The 18863-nt window shown below is 58.1% G+C and carries 12 protein-coding genes and 5 pseudogenes; 8 read left to right on the top strand and 9 right to left on the bottom strand.

Translation table 11 applies throughout. The features are described 5' to 3' along the window. From C8D77_RS19625 to C8D77_RS19615, 3 genes are read left to right on the top strand one after another with little or no spacing between them, the layout of a single operon-like run. On the top strand, window positions 1-780 hold the full coding sequence (locus C8D77_RS19625) for a thiazole synthase (protein WP_109666659.1): 780 nt from the start codon (window positions 1-3) through the stop codon (window positions 778-780). Next, a complete protein-coding gene (locus C8D77_RS19620) occupies window positions 770-1375 on the top strand; it encodes a thiamine phosphate synthase (protein ID WP_109666656.1) in 606 nt (201 codons plus the stop codon). The genes C8D77_RS19625 and C8D77_RS19620 overlap by 11 nt, the downstream gene beginning before the upstream one ends. Beyond that, the gene (locus C8D77_RS19615) at window positions 1366-2136 is read left to right on the top strand and encodes a hydroxymethylpyrimidine/phosphomethylpyrimidine kinase (RefSeq protein WP_109666653.1); all 771 of its coding nucleotides are present in this window, start codon (window positions 1366-1368) and stop codon (window positions 2134-2136) included. The genes C8D77_RS19620 and C8D77_RS19615 overlap by 10 nt, the downstream gene beginning before the upstream one ends. 261 nt (window positions 2137-2397) lie before the next feature. Here C8D77_RS19615 and C8D77_RS19610 read toward each other — a convergent pair whose 3' ends face one another. From C8D77_RS19610 to C8D77_RS39075, 5 genes and pseudogenes are all read right to left on the bottom strand, one after another. Continuing rightward, window positions 2398-3426 (bottom strand): LLM class flavin-dependent oxidoreductase, encoded by a 1029-nt coding sequence (locus C8D77_RS19610; protein ID WP_027033131.1) that lies wholly within the window; start codon window positions 3424-3426, stop codon window positions 2398-2400. Window positions 3427-3552: 126 nt separating this feature from the next. Next, window positions 3553-4662, bottom strand: a complete 1110-nt coding sequence (gene hisC / locus C8D77_RS19605) for a histidinol-phosphate transaminase (RefSeq protein WP_109666650.1) — start codon at window positions 4660-4662, stop codon at window positions 3553-3555. Window positions 4663-4916: 254 nt separating this feature from the next. Next, window positions 4917-5037: pseudogene (locus C8D77_RS38815) on the bottom strand (helix-turn-helix domain-containing protein); the annotation flags it as partial. Between the two features lie 332 nt (window positions 5038-5369). Then, window positions 5370-5546 (bottom strand): annotated as a pseudogene (locus tag C8D77_RS19600) (IS3 family transposase); the annotation flags it as partial. 251 nt (window positions 5547-5797) lie between these two features. Continuing rightward, a pseudogene (locus tag C8D77_RS39075) lies at window positions 5798-6016 on the bottom strand (DUF932 domain-containing protein); the annotation flags it as partial. A gap of 249 nt (window positions 6017-6265) precedes the next feature. Between C8D77_RS39075 and C8D77_RS19590 the strand changes: the two are divergent. After that, window positions 6266-6796 (top strand): Ros/MucR family transcriptional regulator, encoded by a 531-nt coding sequence (locus tag C8D77_RS19590; protein ID WP_109666644.1) that lies wholly within the window; start codon window positions 6266-6268, stop codon window positions 6794-6796. Between the two features lie 88 nt (window positions 6797-6884). Here the strand turns inward: C8D77_RS19590 and C8D77_RS19585 are convergent. Next, a pseudogene (locus C8D77_RS19585) lies at window positions 6885-7002 on the bottom strand (DUF736 family protein); the annotation flags it as partial. Between the two features lie 210 nt (window positions 7003-7212). Between C8D77_RS19585 and C8D77_RS19580 the strand changes: the two are divergent. Next, window positions 7213-7494 carry an HU family DNA-binding protein gene (locus C8D77_RS19580; protein WP_109666818.1) on the top strand — a complete coding sequence of 94 codons (282 nt, stop codon included), beginning with the start codon at window positions 7213-7215 and terminating at the stop codon, window positions 7492-7494. A 67-nt stretch (window positions 7495-7561) separates the two neighbouring features. Here the strand turns inward: C8D77_RS19580 and C8D77_RS37280 are convergent, their stop codons facing one another. Both C8D77_RS37280 and C8D77_RS19575 read right to left on the bottom strand, forming a co-directional pair. Beyond that, the gene (locus C8D77_RS37280; protein WP_146211793.1) at window positions 7562-7801 is read right to left on the bottom strand and encodes a hypothetical protein; all 240 of its coding nucleotides are present in this window, start codon (window positions 7799-7801) and stop codon (window positions 7562-7564) included. A gap of 27 nt (window positions 7802-7828) precedes the next feature. Then, window positions 7829-8346, bottom strand: a pseudogene (locus C8D77_RS19575) (chromosome partitioning protein ParB); the annotation flags it as partial. A gap of 363 nt (window positions 8347-8709) precedes the next feature. On the opposite strand from C8D77_RS19575, the gene C8D77_RS19570 reads away from it, so the two are divergent. From C8D77_RS19570 to C8D77_RS19560, 3 genes are all read left to right on the top strand, one after another. Beyond that, a complete protein-coding gene (locus C8D77_RS19570; RefSeq protein WP_109666641.1) occupies window positions 8710-14904 on the top strand; it encodes an ATP-binding protein in 6195 nt (2064 codons plus the stop codon). Window positions 14905-14960: 56 nt separating this feature from the next. Next, a complete protein-coding gene (locus tag C8D77_RS37640) occupies window positions 14961-16529 on the top strand; it encodes an AAA family ATPase (protein WP_170136772.1) in 1569 nt (522 codons plus the stop codon). Between the two features lie 259 nt (window positions 16530-16788). Further along, window positions 16789-17732 (top strand): IS630 family transposase gene (locus C8D77_RS19560; protein ID WP_245951826.1). Its coding sequence is split into 2 segments (ribosomal slippage): window positions 16789-17125 and window positions 17125-17732, totalling 945 coding nucleotides; the frame shifts between segments, so codons are not numbered across the junction. A gap of 67 nt (window positions 17733-17799) precedes the next feature. Here the strand turns inward: C8D77_RS19560 and C8D77_RS19555 are convergent. Beyond that, window positions 17800-18705 (bottom strand): BrxR family helix-turn-helix transcriptional regulator, encoded by a 906-nt coding sequence (locus C8D77_RS19555; RefSeq protein ID WP_109666636.1) that lies wholly within the window; start codon window positions 18703-18705, stop codon window positions 17800-17802. Window positions 18706-18863: the final 158 nt, after the last annotated feature.

The raw sequence follows: 18863 nt of genomic DNA, 5'->3' as shown, positions 1-18863 counted from the left end.
ATGTTCGAGCTTCTCGGGACGATGCTTCCTTCCCGCCTGCTTCTCGGCACCGCGCAATATCCTTCGCCGGCCATCCTTGCCGATGCGGTCAAGGCATCGGGCACGTCGGTGGTGACCGTCTCGCTGCGCCGTGAGATGGCAGGTGGCAGGGCCGGCGAGAAATTCTGGTCGTTGATCCGCTCGCTGGGCGTCAGAATCCTGCCCAACACTGCTGGCTGTCACTCCGTCAAGGAAGCGGTCACCACTGCGAAAATGGCGCGCGACGTCTTCGGTACGAGCTGGATCAAGCTCGAAGTGATCGGCAACCACGACACGCTGCAGCCAGACGTGTTCGGCCTGGTCGAAGCCGCCCGCATCCTGTGCGAGGACGGCTTTATGGTATTCCCCTACACCACCGACGATCTTGTCGTGGCCGGGCGGCTGCTGGAAGCGGGCTGCAAGGTCCTGATGCCGTGGTGTGCGCCGATCGGTTCCGCCCTCGGGCCGGTCAACATCATGGCGCTACGCTCGATGCGCGGACATTTCCCAGGCGTCCCGCTGATCGTGGATGCGGGGCTCGGGCGACCGTCACACGCCGCAACGGTCATGGAGCTCGGTTTCGACGCCGTGCTCCTGAACACGGCGGTCGCCAGGGCGGCCGATCCGGTCGGCATGGCGCGTGCGTTCGGCAAGGCGGTCGAAGCCGGTCGCGAAGCTTTTGGTTCGGGAATGCTCGAACCGCGCGATGTCGCCGTGCCGTCGACGCCGACATTCGGCAGGGCGGTTTTTCATGAAGCTTGATCCCTTCTACCTGATCGTCGACAGCGCTGCCTGGATCGAGCGATTGGCGCCGCTCGGCGTCAGGCTGGTGCAGCTGCGTATCAAGACCATGGATGAGGCCGGGTTGCGCGCCGAAATCCGGAAGGCAAAGGCCTTGTGCGCCGAGCATCAGTGCCAGCTCATCGTCAACGACCATTGGCGCCTGGCAATCGAGGAAGGCTGCACCTTCGTCCATCTCGGCCAGGAGGATTTGCAGACCGCCGACCGCGCGCGAATACGGGCAGCCGGCGTCAGGCTCGGGCTGAGCACGCATGATCATGTCGAGCTGGAAACGGCCATGTTTGCCGAGCCCGACTATATCGCGCTCGGCCCCATCTACCCAACCATCCTGAAGAAGATGAAGTGGGCGCCGCAAGGGCTCGAACGGATCAGCGAGTGGAAGTGCCGGGTCGCGCCGATTCCCCTGGTCGCCATTGGCGGTCTCAACCCTGACCGGCTCGACGGCGCTTTTGAGGCTGGTGCGGACAGCGCGGCGGTGGTGACCGACATCACGCTGAACGACGACCCCGAAGCGCGCACGCGGGAATGGATCGAAAAGACGGACGAATGGCGCTGAGGCGAGAACCGCATGTGCTTGTCGTTGGCGGGTCGGACTCCAGCGGTGGAGCTGGAATTGCCCGCGATATAGAAACGGTTTCCGCCTTCGGGCTGCGCAGTTGTCTTGCCATCACCGCCGTGACAGTCCAGACGCACTCGGCTGTCGAGCACGTCAAGCTTGTGCCGTCGGAGCTTGTCGCCGCTCAGATGCGCGCCGCGTTCGCTGCCAACGCTGTCGCGGCCGTCAAGATAGGCATGATTGGGACATCGGCGGCTGTTGAGGCAGTCGGCGCTGTTTTGGTCAACCGCCAAGTGCCTGTGGTACTCGACCCGGTCCTGGCCTCTACCTCGGGACGCAATCTGCTGGCGGACGATGCCATTAATATGCTGCGCCACGATCTGATGCCGATCTGCCGGCTTGTAACGCCTAACCTGGTCGAGCTGGCTGCGTTTACCGGCTCGTCACCGGCCGCGTACGAAGAAGGGGCTTGTCGTCAGGCTGAAGAGCTATCGAGGACGGTGAGGACCGCCGTACTCGTCAAGGGCGGCCATGCACAAGGAACCCGTTGCGTCGACGTGCTTTTGCAGCCGAACCAACCTGCAGTTCGGTTCGAGGCGCCCCGCTTGCCGCGAGGGATGCGCGGAACGGGTTGCATGATGGCCAGCGCAGTCGCCGCCTCGCTTGCTCTTGGAGCGTCGCTGGAAGCGAGCGTGCGCCAAGCCAAGCAATATGTTTTCGATGCGCTTGCCGGATCGAAGGACATCGGGCCGATTAGCTGATCGGGCCGAACGTATCCAACGCTCCGATCAAGTCTGGCAGGCGATCGTGGGTCTACTGCTAGGACATGAAGGCCCTATCCGAGGGGTGAGAATGCGGCATACACGGTCGCTTTCGCCTATGAACAACACGCCGCTTTGAGGAGGAAGCCGCATGCCTCTGTGCCAACCGGTTGATGGGTCATCCGAAACCCGCACCTAGTCGTCGCTAGCGACAGCATGCCGCTTGGCACGTTGTTGGGTGAGCGAACGTTCGAACCGAGGTTAGCCAACTCGAGCCATAATTGCGGATTGAATCGCCGTTGCGGTATATAGGGAAGCATCTAACGACAGATTCCCAAACGCCGGTTGACAAAGGAGGTAGTTTGCACCTGCCGCTTCCAGCTGATCAAGAAGAGCTTGTCCCGCAGATGCTGCCGTTCCTACTACGCACAATTCCTTCTCGATTGCTGCATCGAAGGTCAGCGGCAGGTTTGGTGGAGTCGGCATGCCATTGAGATCATAAAGGAATTTAAAGCTCTTGAGCCACCGTTCGTAAGCAGGTGCGGCGAGTGAACGTGCATCTGTTTCAGAACGCCCAATCACGACCATTCGGAGCAATCCAAGAAATGGCGCTTGGTCGTCCGCCTCACTGGTGTGCTCTCGACCGGCGCGGAAGGCATCAGTGATTCTTCGAACGGAAGAGGAAGGTCCCACGCACGCGATGTTCATGCCATTCGCAGCGGCCCAGCCTGCCGATTCCGGTCGATTGGTGGCGATCCAAGTCGGCGGATGTGGACGCTGATGAGTTCTTAGCGTCAGCGGAACGCTGTTCAACTCAAAATGGCGACCTTGATACGATAGCGTGCCGCCCTTCAGCGCATTGATAAGAATTTCGCTGGCTTCCGCATAGTGGTTTGGCGCCGCGTCCGAGCCAATCCCGAAGTAACCCAATTCGATCGGGAGCGAGCCGCGCCCTATCCCAAGTTCGAGCCTGCCACCGCTCAATTGGTCCAGCATACAGATCTCTTCGAACGCACGTAGCGGATGATAGAGGGCAAGCAGCATTACCAACGGGCCGACACGAAGGCGCCGGGTTCGCTGGGCTACGCTCGACAGGAACAGATTCGGTGAGGGACCTCTCCCATGTGGGGTACAATGGTGCTCTGCGAGATGATATGCATAGAACCCAAGGTGATCGCACGCCTCCGCTAACATCAGGCGATCTTCGTACTGTCGGGCGATATCGGGGCCGTCCTCGTCCAGATGATCGAAGATGCCGACAGCTAGGCCTGAAGGAAAGGCCTTATCCATGATATTGTCTCCATTTTTGACGCAACAAGTCCGGTTGCTTGCGTATTCCAAGCAATTTAAAGATTTCTCGCTTGTGTAATCGCTCGGATTATTGCCTGCGAAATGCTAAAGCAGAGCCTTAGCAACCTAAAGCGGGGGCCTTGACATATTCAATATTCTACTAATACGACTAGCGGCACGAAGAAACGCATCCATTTGCTCTTTTGTACCGATGCTGACGCGGATGTAGTTTTCCAAACCTTTATCGGGAAAGACGGCAACAAGTATTTTTTGCCTTGCAAAGGCTGATTGCCACCATGAGCCGTCCTGTCCCGTTGGCACGCGGGCAAGCAAGAAGTTTGCGTGGGAAGGGATTACGGAAAATCCAAGTTGCGAGAGCGCGAGCGTCACTCGCCGTCGTTCATGCCTGATGTGTCTGTGGTTGTTTGCATAGGCGGCGCGGTGCGCAAGGACGCTGATACCAACCGCCTGCCCGATCACATTCATGTTGAAGACGTTCTGGATGTTGCGTAGCCTGCCGATAATTTCAGGGTGACCGAAACCGAAACCGACGCGAACGCCGGCGGCAGCATAGCTTTTCGAAAATGTCCTTAAGACCAGAAGGTTCGAATAGCGATTGATGAGGCGTAGACCATTCTCGGGTGCAAAGTCGACGTAGGCCTCATCCAGCACGATCAAGCGGTCCGATTTCGCTACCAGGCGTTCGATATCGGCCACCGGAACGAACGTTCCGGTCGGATTATTCGGATTGGCTAACAGAATGAACTTGGCGTCCTTTGCAGGACCGAAGAGCAATTGCTCCATCGGCAAGGAATGATCTTCGCTAAATTTGATTTCGACAAATTGAGCACCCTGCAACGTTGCAAGTTTGCGGTTGAACGAAAACCCTGGCGACATCATCGCCACGCTATCCCCCGGGCCAAGGAAAGCTCTGTAGACAAGTCCAAGCAATTCAGACGATCCGTTGCCGGCGATCACCTGATCCAGGGAGACGCTGTAGGCATTTGCGGCCGCTTCCCTCAAGCTGATGTTATCGTCTTCTGGATATAGATACTGCCGTTCGAGAGCTGCAATCGCGCTTTGCATTATGATTGCTGGAAGCGGGAACGGGTTCTCATTCGTGTTTAGTTTTACCCAACTTGAACCCGGCGCTGGTCTATCGGATGGGAGAGCATCTAACTGTCTCGCCACTTGCGAAAGAGACGAAAGCACACTCTGAAGTTTTGCATCGGACATGTTTTTCTCCGTTTCAGTCGCAGAGGGAATCCGGGATGAACGATGGTCTAGAGCACATGGCCGACCGACGGTTCGTTCACACCGCCGTTGTCAGCACATTGACCCCGTGAGGTCGGGCGGGCTGTCCTCCCGGGTCGGATTGGCCGGACGCTCAGGTCCGCATCCACTCGTCATCGGGCCAAGGCTCCGCCAACCACCAACGCTTGATTTGTCCCTGATATTGCCTCGGTCGGCCTTTCAAGGACGCTTGATCTGATGCCGTATTTCCTCAGCGGGTATCCAATCTGGCGCGGCGTCAGTCCAAGCAGGCGCCGCCTTTGCCTGCACCGAGCCACATCTCTCCACGGCCGCGATGACACGCTCGCGATTTGACATACTCGCACCGCGGATTTTGACCGGTCACGGGCAAGCGCGAAAAATGCCTTGGCCGTAAGCCGGGGCGCCGCGACGTGTCGAGTGCACAGCGGTGTGATGCCTGGCCATGGGTTTCCTTTCATGAATCGCGACCGTCGACTGACTTCTGCAGGCCGCAACCGCACGTTGATTCACGAGACCGGAATGGGGCGGGCGAGTCAATCGAGCTTTCTTTCATCCGCGAAAGGAAACTCTGCGCTCATGATAGAATTCCATCAGTTTCATATACCTCCGGTAGATGATATCGAACGGCAGAATGTCGGCCCCGGCGTCCCCGCGGTGCCGGTGCTGATGCGGCCGCCACGGCGGCGAACGGCGAGCTTCTCCTCCCGATAGAGCCGGAACAGCTTCTTGTGGTTCACAACCAGGCCCTCCCGCCTCAGCATCACGAGAAGACGCCGGTAGCCGAACCGGCGACGCTCCTGCGCGATCGCCTTCATCCGCTCGCGAACCTCGCGGTCGTCCGGCCTGCTTCCAAAGGTAGTTCTCGGTAGTGCAGTCGTTCCAGCGAACCGGTGTCGACTCTATCGGTCTTCATGTCGCTGACTTATGAAGCATTCCGGCCATCGGATTGTTTGGTCCCACGAGGCCAGAGGAGTGGGTAGGCAGGCGTTCGATGCTGAACGGTCTGAAGAGCGGATGGGACGGCAAACCTAGCCACAGTTGGCGCGAGCAGCGGCCGGCAAACAGGCTTCCGCCGGTGCGCCAGCGCCGCAGTCAAGCGCTTGCGCAGGAAGCTTTCGCGATCCTCGTCGCTACCGGCGACAATCGTCCCTCGCGAGCCTTGATCCAGATAATGAAGGGCGCAAGGCTTGAGTAGGCGAAGCTCGTCAAAGAAGGCGCTCCCTTATGAGCAAACTTCAAATGCCAGATCGTGTTCCCTTCGAAACCTCCCACGCCCCACAGATGCGATCATGCACACTGCGCGTTGATACAAACTCTATAGCCAGGGTGCGAGCCAGCGGCATTGCTCTGCACAGCTGGAACGGGCGGAAAAGCGAGGGAAGCTCCTCGCTTTAGATGAGATCAGCAAGGGCATCCCAGCCGATGGGACGACAGAAGCGAAACTTACTCTTGTGATGTTGGGCAACAGAGGTGGATTTTACGAAGAAACGTACTATTTGCGTCGTGGGCAGGCCAGGAAAATCAAACGTCGCTCAATTCATCCGTTCCAAAAGAAGGAAATTATATGACCACTGTTCTCGAACAAGACAATGCACTGGATATCGTGTCGATAACGGCTGACATTGTCGCCGCCTATGTATCGAACAATCCGGTGCCGGTTGGCGAGTTGCCGAAGCTGATCGGTGATATTCATGCCGCCCTGAATGGCATCGGCACGCCGGCGGTAGAACCTGTGGTAAAACAGGAGCCAGCAGTTTCGATCAAGAAATCGGTGACACCTGACTTCATCATCTGTCTGGAAGACGGAAAGAAATTCAAATCGCTCAAGCGGCATCTTCAGCACTTTAACCTGACCCCCGACCAGTATCGGCAGAAGTGGAATCTGCCTGCCGACTATCCGATGGTCGCGCCGAACTATGCGGCGACCCGGTCGGCCCTGGCGAAATCAATTGGACTCGGGCGCAAAGCGCCAGCGTTCACATCTGCCGCGGCAGAAAAACGGAAACCCGCCGCGCGTGCGGCGGCAGCGAGAACAACTGCGGCTGCAATCAAGTCGCCGGTGAAGAAGGCGCGCAAGTCGCGGGCCAAAGCGTAAGCTGCTGCATCGGACAGAGGCCTAAGGCTGCGCCTGACCTGAACATGGCGAAGCCCCGCCTTGCGGCGGGGCTTCGTGTTTTGTCGGGTCACTCTGCGGTGCGGCGGGACCAGATGAGCGAGAAGTTGCCCTCGGTAGGTCTCAACCAGGCTCGCGTAGATCGGCGCGGGGAAGCTGGGATCGTCGAGCTTGACGGAGTGGTAATCGCTTCTGACGCACGGTGAGGCATTGCTGGGAAAGGGTTGTTTCCACGCCGGGCGTCTGATGCCACGGTGATGCGCTGCGTAACAAGAGTGGTGGAAATTTCCGGCTTTGGCCTTGGTTTGCACCGGATTCCGTTCTTTGACGCGATGACAGTGTGGAATTGCCTGTGCCATAAGGCCAATCGTTGAACCAACTCAGAAGGGATGGAAACGATGGCTGTAAACACGATCGATATTGCCGAACGCCTTGCAGACGCGCACGGCCTCTCGAAAACCCAAGCGAAATCCGTGGTCGAGGATGTGTTGAAGGGTATTGCGGAAGCCGCTGCCAAGGGCGAGGAAATCAGCCTCAATGGCTTCGGCAAGTTCAAGGTACTGAACAAACCAGCACGTGATGGCCGCAATCCGTCGACTGGCGCCACGATCAAGATCGCCGCATCGAAGAAGATCGTCTTCCAGCCGGCAAAGGCTCTCAAGGACTCGGTGAACGGCTGATCATTTAACGACGATACATCTCGTCTAATGGTAACGCGCTGTCCTGTTGGGCGATGGTGTCTCATGCCTAGATCATCCGCTTCTCATTGCTGCCGTTATTAGGTCGAGGTCCCCGGCCGCGCCAATGGCGCGGCCGGAAAATTCTCAACAGAAAGCTAGCCGGAACCGCGCGGCGGCTCCGGCTGTCGCGCATACTCGGCGGCGATGTTGAACGGTTCGCCCCCTCGGCCAGGGCGCTGCTGTCGGCGAGCGCGGCGTTCATCGTGTCCGGCTCGGGGGCTTCCGGCTCCAGTTCGGCAACGTTCACCGAACTGACATCTGAACCTTCCTCGTCCTAATGTTCAGCGAACACCGCAGGTTCCGGGGTCCGCAAGACTGCACGCAGCCATCTAGTCCCGGCGAGCAACTGCTGGGCGGCTTCCGCCATTGGCTGCCTTTTTCAGGTCCGACAGGCTCTCTGCCGCCTCTTCGCTGGCAGCTTCGCGCACGGCGTCGAGTATATGTGCCTTGGTGATGCGCCCGAGATAGGTTTGGACGGTCGACCTCCAATGTGCCGTCATATCGAGGTTGACCACCGTCGCCAGCCGGTTCGGAGTCTCGTGGGCGCGAGGCTTGCGCTCCCAAGGCTGCTTTACGGCGTTGATGGTGAGCGAGGCGCAATGGGCGAACAGCGCCATCACGCTGGCATGGTTGAGTGACGCGATGACGCCCCACAGGTCAGCCACATCGCGAGGCATGTCCGCAGCCCACTCCGCATGTCGATCTGCCAGTGCCTTGCCGCCGCCGTATCCTCGATGCCGTCCGCGTGAGGCAGTGAGCTTCCGCACCCTGATAGAAGGTCTGCCCGGCAAGCTGCGGCCCAGCGGTGCCGTGTCAATGCCTTCTGTCCAAAAGTTCTCAGCCAGATTGCGTGGGACAGCGAACGAAAAGGCAAAATATTTGTTGAGATCGCCGAGTTTAGACAGTCTAGTATCGGCCTAATAATGGAGCCCGATTCAAGCTTGGGCTAGGGGGGAGAATTGTCGAGATGCCAAGTGCAGTAGAAGTGTTCGGCTTCCGTCTGTTGAGACCGATGAACGTAGACGTCAGGGGATATTTCTGCTTCTGTCGTGCGCGAACATCCCTTCAGCAAGGGCTCGCCATCCGAAGGCAAGCACCAAAAACACCAGGGACGGCCCGGCTCATCTGCGCAAACACTTTCTTGGCGAATCGTCGATGAAGAACCCCTTTGGCGGCGACTCGAATAAGATGACGTCCAAACCGTCTCCCGGCAAAACCACGCTTCCAGCCATGGATCTCTCAGACACCCCGGTAGAACCCTTTCTGATTGATACGATTAAGGATCATGAGAGGCTTCGCAGCCCAATCCTCAGTCTTCCAGCTGGCCTCGACTCCAAATGGTTCGAACGCTGGATTTCAGTCTCGAACAGGAGTCTTCGGCTATTCCACAACAAATGGTCATCGAGTGTTACACAATTGACGGGTTTCCGGTGGCCAGAGAATCGCCCTGACGTAGATTGCCTTTTCGAGATGCTGCCTGAAGCGTCAAAATACCCATTCTTTCTTCGACTTTTCGTCTCCGAACTTCAGGTCATCACAGGAAAGGACTCGCAGTACAGAAAGTTGTTGGCTGAGTATCGAGGCGCGTTGCAGAAGGCCAACCTTCGTACTCGGAGAGTATCGCCGGAAGAAGGTGGGGGCAGAAAACAACTCGCGCAGTTGGCGGCGGCCGGCCAATGGGAGATCGTCAGCGCGGTCGTTCTCCTAGATTGGGCAAGCCTTCCCGCTCCTGACAAGGTTCCCGCCATGGCGGAGGTCGCAACGCACTACCCGGCGCTTGCCGATTACATTCGAACAATTATGGCATGCGACTTCAAAGAATTCGATAGGATCCTCCAGGCTGCCAAAACAGCATCACAGGCTGTTCCCCTGTCAGTCGAGAACCCGCAGGAGAACGAGACTTCGAATGTTGACTCCGGGCCCGTCAAATATGCCGCGACTGACAAGCCAGGGGCAGAAGAAACACAGCCGACGGATGTTCTTTCAAGAGAGGCGGCGAACGACCTGGGCGACAGCATGATCGACGACCACGACCCCCTCAGACGCGCATCGCAAGCGTGGGTGGCCGACCTCGCCGAGATTATCAGAACGTCCGAAAGTGCGATTGCCGCCCCGCCGCGCCTGTCGGTCGCGTCGGAACTCGCACGCCTAATAGCCCATGTACATGGGCAAGCAGCTGGCTATGAGGCGGCCCTCGCCAAAGGCGTCAATACGAATGAACTTGTTGGCCGCATGGGTGCCATCCTTGATTTTGTAAGAGCCATGTTCGTCCACATGGAATTAGACAGCAACAGCACAGACGAGAGGATTGCCCGGGGCGCGGAATTGATCTCGCGCGCCCCAAACACAGCTGCCATTGTTGCAATTGAGGCAATTGACGCCGGCATCGCGAAGGCAGAGGCCGCTCAAAAGGATGCCAGGGCAGCGATGGACGACGATGATCGCGCAAAGCTGCTGCCGCGCAAAGAGCGAACCGCTGTGGCTGCAGAGATCATCCACCGAGCCGAGAGCGCGGCAAACCTTGCTCTTGATGAGATCATCGCGGCAGCGGCGGCGCTTACAGATGCAATTCCGGTCGCCTCTCCTCACGTGTTGGAAACGCCGCAGAATGATCCGTTGGACGTACCGGCGACGGATAGGCAAGGTGTTGGGTTCTCCACAATTGTTGAACCCTATCGGCCGACAGCCAGTCCCGCCTCCCGGATCGATCCCCAAGAAGATGTCGCTTCAGAAGCCCTGTCTGATTTTGCCGGAAACGATCAGGTACTAGCCATTCCTGCCATTGCGCCTGTCCAAGCACCTATAGTCGTGCACGATGAGGTCGATCCGCTGCTGCTTGATGCGGTGGGCACAGCTGACACATTATTTGAGCATCAAGAATTCGGGCTCGCCTATCATTTCGTCAGAGCCTGCGAGCGGGTCCTCGGCGAAGGGTCGGGGGTTCCCTACGGGGCCGATGAACTCCGGCTCATCGCTCTGGGCGCGCGGATGGCGGGGCACTCTCGCCACGAACCGGAGGGTTTCCGGGCTTCTTTAAACGCATGCGCGACTGGTCATGACTTTTCTGAGGATGCTGGCGCTCGACAGGAAGCGCGGCGGATCGCCGTGACGGCTGCCGTAATCCCAACTGCACTTTTCAACGTGGTGGACAGTAGCGCGGCGTTCGCAGTTATCGATAGAATCCGGCCTACCGGGAGCTGCTCGGGTTTTTTTCAGCTATACGAGACGCTGGAGGAGAACCGGCGATTGGGGTTTCCCCTCACCGTCGCAAGCGTCAGAGCCGCAAGCGCTGCGAACGCCGACCTTTCCTATGTCGACGAACGCAAGCGCGCGGTAGTTGAGCAGATCAGGGCTCTGCAATCCGCGACATTTCGCTTCGTGCTGGGCCAAAAGGTAAAGCATGCACTGTTGTCCCCGCAAGGGCCGGTAGGGGTACTAAACTCAGCTTTGTCAGGAAGCAGTGGGGCCAATGCGGCTGCCAAGTTCGCCGGGCTGTACAGGTCGCGAGAAGACATCATCGCGACTTTGATTAAGTCGGCCAATGAGGTGGGCAACGGGCAGGTAATTGATGGTGCCGCGCGCGAACGGCTGGTTGCGCTAGTCTCTGATATCTCAGCGCTTAGCTTGGAATACGCGGAGGCCGCCCGCCAAGTCGAGGACCTGCGTTCTGCCGGTGGCAAGATGGCTCTAATACGCCGGCTCATAGACAACTTCATCAAGGGAATCGAACACTTTCGCAATGAAACATCGGCGCCAACGGGCGACTCATTGTTGGATGCGGCCAACACCTACGCGAGGCAGGTGCTGGGGCAGATAGAGAAAACCCTCAAGGGCAGAGCCGTAGCCGAATTCGACCGCAAAGAAGCTAGCCTTGCACTTCATGTTCCGCTGTTGTGGCTACCTGGCATGACTTGGAGTCACGCGTGGACGCCGTCGCCCAACGACGCTTCGAGGCTGATGAGAGCGATAGCTGACGTTCCGTTGCCGAGGATAGTAGGAGACCCGGCAGAGGCGCTTGAGACCGCCATAGATAAACGTTGCAAAGAGGACGCTTTCGTACCGGCGAAGATTCTCCTCTCCTTTGCGAAGCGGTTCGGCTGGGGCGATTCTCGCGTGGAAGACATCCGCGCGAGAATCGAGACAGCCGAGAGCACCCGAAAAGGCCAGCTCAAGGCTAAGCACGAGCAGGTATCCAGCTTGGTCGAAAAAGTTCGGCGCATGGCCCTCGGCAGCCTGAAGGGGTCATCTGAGCTGGAAGAGCGACTCCGCAACGTCCCGCTAGACGAAAAGCCAATAGTTGTGGCTGCCGAGTTCATGCCTGAGGAAATAGAGGGCACACGTGTCTCGGACGTCAATGCTGCCTTTCACCGGTTGGACGACCTGGAAAGGGAGGCTCGAAAGCTCTTAGATGAGGCCAAACGGGAGTTTGTCAAAAGCATCGACGACCTCATTCAAGGCGACAAGATCGATGAGGCCGCTCGGGATAATCTGCGAAGACTTTTAGATACGGACGATCTTGCCACACTCTCGGATTGGATTTCTGTTTTCAGTGCGGATGACGAACGGCGGCCGGTGCTAGGCGGGAACATCGTAAACCCCGCGCTCGACCGGTTCCTCAAGATCTGCGAAAGCACCAAGGGCGTGGATTTAGTGGCTCTGCAGCATTCTGTTGCTGCCGGAAAGGATGACGGTCCCTTCCAGTTTTCCCTTATCGAGGAAGAGCGCCGTGAGGAAATCGGAAGCGCCATCCGTGCTTGGCTTGATTTCAAGCGGAACCTGAGAGGCAATGCCGGTCTCACGCATTTAGGGCCGAAGCTCGTCAGTCTTCTGTCTCAAATTGCGTTCGAAGCACAACTGGTGGACCTCAACAAGGAAAGAACGGATCAGAAAAGGTCCGTATTCGTCGTAGACGCAAAAATGCGCCTGCCACTCGATGCTTCATCCCTGATGCTCCCTGATTTTGGCAGCTCTACCAACGGGGGATGGAGGGTCGCAGCTGCTCCGAACACGGTCAGTAATGTCGAAATCCTTAATCTTGCGGAAGGTGCAGAGCCTCGCGGTGCCATGGTTCTGGTTTTCGGGCACCTTTCGCTTGAGCGACGATACCAGATAAAACTCGAATGCTTAAAACGGAAACGGAAAGTGGTCGTAATCGACGAGATGCTGCTTCTCGCAGCACTTTCGTCGCCCGAGCGGCGGCCCTTGATGCTGTTCGAAATCGCCCAAGCCTTCACGACAGCAACGCCGTACCAAGACTACGGTCGGTCCGCTCAAGTGCCACCCGAAATGTTCAAGGGCCGAGCAAAGGAGTCCGCGAGCATCGTCAATCCATTCGGCTCGTACATCGTCTATGGTGGTCGCAGGCTGGGCAAGACAGCGTTGCTGCGCCACATTTCACGAAACGCTCCAGAACATGCGCTGTTCGCATACCTCGATCTGGTAGACTCGCCGTCGGACCTATTGTGGGAAAGGGGTTCAGAGGTTCTTCTTGACGTGTTCAGCGGCAAGCAGGCAGCAACGGCCGACGAGTTCGAAGCGGGAGTTAAAGCATATCTCGCTGGCGATGACAGGCGCCGAATTCTCCTGATGCTCGACGAGGCGGACAATTTCGTTCGCGACCAGGCATCTGAAGGAATTCGTCACCATCATGTCCTTCGGCTTTTGACCTTGATGGCCGATACCCACCATCGCTTCAAGTTCGTACTTTCCGGTCTGCACAACGTCTCCCGTACCACACGTTCAGAGAACTCCCCTCTGGCTCAAATCTCGAATGACTCGGTCCGCATAGGGCCTCTCGTCTATGGTGATGCCGGCGACGCCGAAGAATTGATAAGGGTCCCCCTGGCGGCGTTGGGCTATGAATTCGCGCGCAGGGAGGATGTTTGGCGCATCCTGAGTTTCGCCAACTATTACCCAATCCTGATCCAAGTCTTCTGCCAAGGACTGCTGACGAATGTCGAGGAACAGCAGCGCCGCACACAACGCGAGCTGAGACTGATCACGACTCAGATGGTCGATACCGCGATGAAGAGCCCGAGCATCAAGGCCGCGCTCTACGGCAGTTTCGAGAAGACGATCCGGCATATCGAGCAAAGGTATGAACTACTGACGTACATCGTGGCCGAGCGGGCACTAATCGACGCGGTCGAAGGCGCCGATGGCGACGGTATGACTGCAAGTGAAGTGTCTGAACGCGCCGGGCGCTACTGGCCAGAGGCATTTCCTACGGGCAGCGACCCTTCGGAAATTGAGTATCTGCTCGACGAGATGGAGGGCTTCGGAATCCTCCGATGGATGCCATCTGGAAGGTGGGCTTTGCGTTCCCGCGTTCTGCTCGATCTCATGGTCGAAGACGAGGAGGACCTGCTAGGCCGCATCTACAGCTTCAAGGGAAAGCCGCTGGAGGCCCCTTTTGATCCTAAAAACAGCCGGACGAAGATTACGGGAACTGGGAAAGCCGAAGTCGAGGGCAAGGTTTCGCCCCTGACCGACGGACAGGAAGCTGAAATCATGTCGCCGGTTCGCGAGCACGGACGCGCCAATGTGCTGTTCGGCGCGCCAATTTCCAACATCGAGCACGTTCGTTTCGCTCTTGAAAGGTCGCGGACAGCCCGAGGCAAGGGTTCGCCGGACGTCAAGGTGGAAATCCGCGGATGGAACCGCAGCGATCTCATGCAGGAGATCCGCAAGGGAAAGCACGGGAACGGCACAAAAGTACTGGTTGTAACCAACCTTACGAACTGGACGCCGGAATGGGTTGTTGATGCTGCGCGTCATCCCAACGTAGCCAAGGGATTGGTCAGGCCACTCTTCATCGGCAACGCGAACCACGCTCTGTCTTGGGCGAAGGCTTACCCGCTCGGATCAAAACCACCGTCCCGAGTTAATGTAGAGATATTGCGGCCGTGGGCACGTTCATACTTGGCGACGCGGCTCGATGGCCTGAATGCCCTCAAGACGGCCACTGTGGACAAGATTCTCAAAACCACGGGTGGATGGAACGAACCTTGTCAAACAATATTTGCACACGCCATGACTGGTGCGCAGCTGGAAAAGGCAATTAGTGAGGCGGCTTCTGCGCTGGAGAAGGCAGGCGTAACAAGCCTGTTTGGCACAGCGCCCGAACTCGTGCCCGCCTATCGCACAATGGCAACATACTGCGAAGACGGTACTCCCGCCGACGAAATTGCTGATTTGATAGCAGACGCATCGTGTTCCTCGGTGGCGATCCCGTTTGGAGCATTCGCTGGTATCCTGACACTATCGGCAAATCCATTGAACGCGGGCAGCAAACTGGTGAGCATGAACCCCCTTGCTCGTACCATGTTCGGAACTGCAGGCGACAAATGAGAGAAGGATTTGAATGGTGGACCTTGCCCGGGCCGGCGGGCTTTGTCTCCCGGGTCATGTCCGACCTGTGGACCTCAGGCATTGCCGTTGTTGAGTGTCCCAGGCCGCTGCCGGTTGGATTTCAACACGCGCTAGCACGAAAGCTCACTGACGAGCTTGCCGCAGAGGCTGTTTCGTTCAATGCATCCGACGCGGAGGTTGGTGGTTCGATTATTCATTCATTGGCACTGGCGCGGGGCGTAGCTGGCGTAGCCATTGGTACGGTAGCAGACTTCCTGTCAGATCCGGACTTGGAAGGAACTGCATTTGTCGTCGACGGCGTTACCCGGGAAGCGGTCAGCGTATGGGGAGCATTGCTCCGCACGTTAGTGCTCGAGCGAAAAAGGCAAGCCATTACCTCTGGACCATACCTTGTTGTATTGGCTCCTACGGGGCTTGGAAAGGATGACGCCAGGCGGCTCAGAGGCGCAGTAACCCCGCGTAAGATGATTGGCACCGTTACATCTCTCGATACCGGCGCGTGGGTGGCAGCAAGCGGCATTCGCATCGGCGCCGGTATCATAGAACGTCTTGCTGTGGCCACGGTCATCGAGGTGGCGGCTTGGTCGCGGGAGTTACTTGAGCTAGGCCTGGCGTGGGATGAAGAAGATCAGCTTGCGCCGATCTCGAGGCTCCAAGTTCTGGCTGGATCAAGATCTTGGCCCTATCCGTGCTGGGAAAACGGCCTCGTGGACCTATGGGATGACGTGCCGGTGCCTCACGCTGCGGCGGCCGTCGCACATAATCTGCTTGATGAGATTGATCGCCGGGTTTGGGCAGCGCAAGCGCGGGCGTTGCTTCCGATGGTTGATGCCGTCCGGCGAGGTTTGATCCGAAAATATCTTGACGAGCTCGAACGACACGCTAGCCCCGAGCACCCTTATGTCAAACAGATAAATGATCGAGTTCTTCGGTATGATAGTCCGTGGCAATTCGAGTGGTACGAAATTCTCACTTTGCTCGAGCCCCACATGTCTCACGATGAGCGGAACGGTGCGCTAGCCTTTAAAAGGGCCCGGGACTGGCTATCTCACGGCAAACCCGCCGCCAATTCTCAACTTTACCAGCTTTCCGAATGGTGGGAGCGCTTGGCCGACTCGCTTCCCGCCTCAGTGCCAGGATGGGACTGGCCTCGAGCTGGGCAACGCCTAATGATGACGGTGGGGCCGGCAGCGTCGGGGAAGAGTAATTGGGCTGCATCGCAAGGACACCCGGTAGTCTCAACGGAGAGCATCACATTGGAACTCCACGGAAGCCTGTCCGTAAGCGACCTCGGGCAAACATTTCGCGTGGCCAGAAACCGGGCCGGCGACTTACTGCGCACAGGGTCGGACGTGGTGTTGGATGCCACGCACATCGGAAGTTCCGACAGGGTGCGCAATGCAAAAATGGTACCGAACGATCTTCCCGTTGAGTATGTGGTGATCGATCGTGACCCGTCCGAGGATATTTCTTCACAGGGGATGGGGAAGACAGTTCTCGCAGAAGTTCCCCGGTTGCAGTTTCAAGACCGCGAAGAGGGATGTCTTGCCGGTGATAGCCTTCCCAATGTCCGGGTCATCGATCTGAGAAATATCAAACGGTAATTTACATGGCCAGTGGGACTCACGCATCTCGCCCGCATTTTTAGTGGCTCATTTGGGCAGCGTCTTGCGTGCTTTGTTCCGCTCGAACTGCATTCAAGACTTGCAGGTTGGATCATACCTGAGGACGCGCTGCCGTGACTCATAACTGAGCCAATGGATCGTCAGCCCACCTAGAGCACGTCGCGTGATCGATGAATCGATTGTGATGTGACGGCTGCGTTTTGTTCTGATTCAACATCCACCTCGATGGAGGTGGATGATGGGAAGAGCATTGAGCGGTGATCTTCGGTCGCGGGTCTTGAAGGCTTCGGACGAGGGCATGTCGGCGCGGCAAGCGGCGGCGCGGTTCGGCGTGGGAGTGTCCAGCGCGATCCGCTGGATTGCGCGGGCGAAGATCGGCGAACTGGCGCCACGCCCGCAGGGCCGCCGCCGCGCCTCCAGCCTCGATGCGCATGAAGCCTTCATCGTCGGGCTGATCGAGGAGCGCAAGGACATCACGCTGAACGAGATGGTGGAGCGGCTCAGCGCCGAGCATTCGGTGCGGATCAGCCGCAGCGCCTTGAGCGCCTGGCTTCGCGGCCACGGCTGGACATTCAAAAAAAGTCCGCGCACGCACTGGAGCAGGATCGCCCCGACGTCCTGAAGCGGCGCCGGGACTGGTTCGACGGCCAGCTCGATCTCGATCCGGCGAAGCTCGTGTTCATCGACGAGACCGGCCTCTCCACAAAGATGGCCCGCCTGCGTGGAAGAGCGCCGCGCGGCGAGCGCTGCCGGGCCGGCGTGCCGCATGGCCACTGGAAGACCACGACCTTCACCGGAGCGCTGCGGCTGACGGGCATGACAGCGCCCTTCGTCTACGACGGCGCTATGAACGGCAACGTATTCGTGGCCTATGTCGAGCAGGTGCTGGTCCCGACATTGTCGCAGGGCGACGTAGTCGTCATGGACAACCTGCCCGCCCACAAGGCCGCCGGCGTGCGCGACGCGATTGAGGCGGCAGGGGCAAGCCTGCTCTACCTGCCGCCCTACAGTCCCGACTTCAACCCCATCGAGAACGCCTTCTCCAAGCTCAAGGCGTTGTTGCGAGCAAAGGCCGAGAGAACCATCAAGGCTTTGTGGGACGCCGTCGGTCCGCTTCTCGACCTCTTCACGCCAGCCGAATGTGCCAACTACTTCAAAGCCGCAGGATATGAACCGGATTAAACAGGACGTGCTCTAGGACCGGGAATGGTGGCGTGCGTATGATTTGATCGCGCCGGACGAACAGTGCCTACACTTGTTCTACCTCTCTCGCATCCGCAAGCTCCGCACGATCCAGTGCTGCCTGCACGGCCTCTTTATTCAGCAAAACTATATGCTGCGCCCGCGTAGGTTCCTTCTCGGCATCTCGGAGCAAACCGAGCCTCTTCAGCACATAGAACAGCATTGAACAGCGCACCGACAGCACCGCCTTATTGCCGGTCATACCGTAGTCCTTCGCCACGACCTTCTTCTGATTTTCGGTGAGAGCAGGATGCGGCGTGACTTCGACATGGATGCGCTCGTGCCATCTCAGATCATCTTTGCTGTGCGCGCCAATCGGGCCAGGGGCTCGTGCTTCCAGAATGCGCGGCAGTATGAAGTCTTTGAATTTAGCATCGGTATGGCAGTATGCCCGCGCATGCCACCGAAAGCCGTCGTAGCCGAAGGCGTGGGGCGACATGCGCCGCCAAACGGGATCGGTTCGCACGCGGCTCATAGACTGGTACAGAACCTCCACCGATTTCTTATCGCGCATTGCGTCGAGAACTGATCGCAGCACGGCGGTGTCGACCTCGCGGTGCGGTGTAAGGGCGATATCAGAATCGGGACAATAACCTAGCCAGGATTCGGTTGGCTTTGATAATCCTTCCGCAAGGGAGCGCAACCGAGATAGGTACGCGTCGGGGTCGCGGGTCAGGAATTTAGGTTCGAAACTTCGTGACGGTATGTAGCGTTTCCCGCTTTTGTCATACTCAACATTTCCCGGCGCTTGATCCTGATACAGCGTCAGGTCTTTCGATGCCTGCGGCACCGAAACGCCGAACATCTTGATAATGTCCGCGCGGTTGACGCCGCCTTCCCAGAACAGCCGGAACTCTATGAATTCCAGCCTTTGTTCAACGCCCCACCGAACAGTTGGCTTTTCGTTTTCCATCAGAACCTCGATATGGGTATAAACTATATTGGCACAGAAAGGCGATGCGTATAATTCATATGCCCATCCGGGTGACCGGTCAACCCGTAGATGCTCAAGCCAAAATAGGGTCGGAGGCTCGAACCGATCGCAAGGGCGCACTTCCGGCCCCTCGGCAA

It is taken from the genome of Mesorhizobium loti (assembly GCF_003148495.1).
Taxonomy (GTDB): Bacteria; Pseudomonadota; Alphaproteobacteria; order Rhizobiales; family Rhizobiaceae; genus Mesorhizobium; species Mesorhizobium loti.
The sequence above is the reverse complement of the archived record's forward strand: the minus strand, read 5'-3'. Positions and strand labels throughout refer to the sequence as shown.

What these genes read in the sequence shown, in the direction of transcription:
- C8D77_RS19625 (WP_109666659.1), top strand. Translation starts at nt 1, where the DNA reads ATGTTCGAGCTTCTCGGGACGATGCTTCCTTCCCGCCTGCTTCTCGGC.
- C8D77_RS19620 (WP_109666656.1), top strand. Translation starts at nt 770, where the DNA reads ATGAAGCTTGATCCCTTCTACCTGATCGTCGACAGCGCTGCCTGGATC.
- C8D77_RS19615 (WP_109666653.1), top strand. Translation starts at nt 1,366, where the DNA reads ATGGCGCTGAGGCGAGAACCGCATGTGCTTGTCGTTGGCGGGTCGGAC.
- C8D77_RS19610 (WP_027033131.1), bottom strand. Translation starts at nt 3,426, where the DNA reads ATGGATAAGGCCTTTCCTTCAGGCCTAGCTGTCGGCATCTTCGATCAT.
- hisC (WP_109666650.1), bottom strand. Translation starts at nt 4,662, where the DNA reads ATGTCCGATGCAAAACTTCAGAGTGTGCTTTCGTCTCTTTCGCAAGTG.
- C8D77_RS19590 (WP_109666644.1), top strand. Translation starts at nt 6,266, where the DNA reads ATGACCACTGTTCTCGAACAAGACAATGCACTGGATATCGTGTCGATA.
- C8D77_RS19580 (WP_109666818.1), top strand. Translation starts at nt 7,213, where the DNA reads ATGGCTGTAAACACGATCGATATTGCCGAACGCCTTGCAGACGCGCAC.
- C8D77_RS19570 (WP_109666641.1), top strand. Translation starts at nt 8,710, where the DNA reads ATGAAGAACCCCTTTGGCGGCGACTCGAATAAGATGACGTCCAAACCG.
- C8D77_RS37640 (WP_170136772.1), top strand. Translation starts at nt 14,961, where the DNA reads ATGTCCGACCTGTGGACCTCAGGCATTGCCGTTGTTGAGTGTCCCAGG.
- C8D77_RS19555 (WP_109666636.1), bottom strand. Translation starts at nt 18,705, where the DNA reads ATGGAAAACGAAAAGCCAACTGTTCGGTGGGGCGTTGAACAAAGGCTG.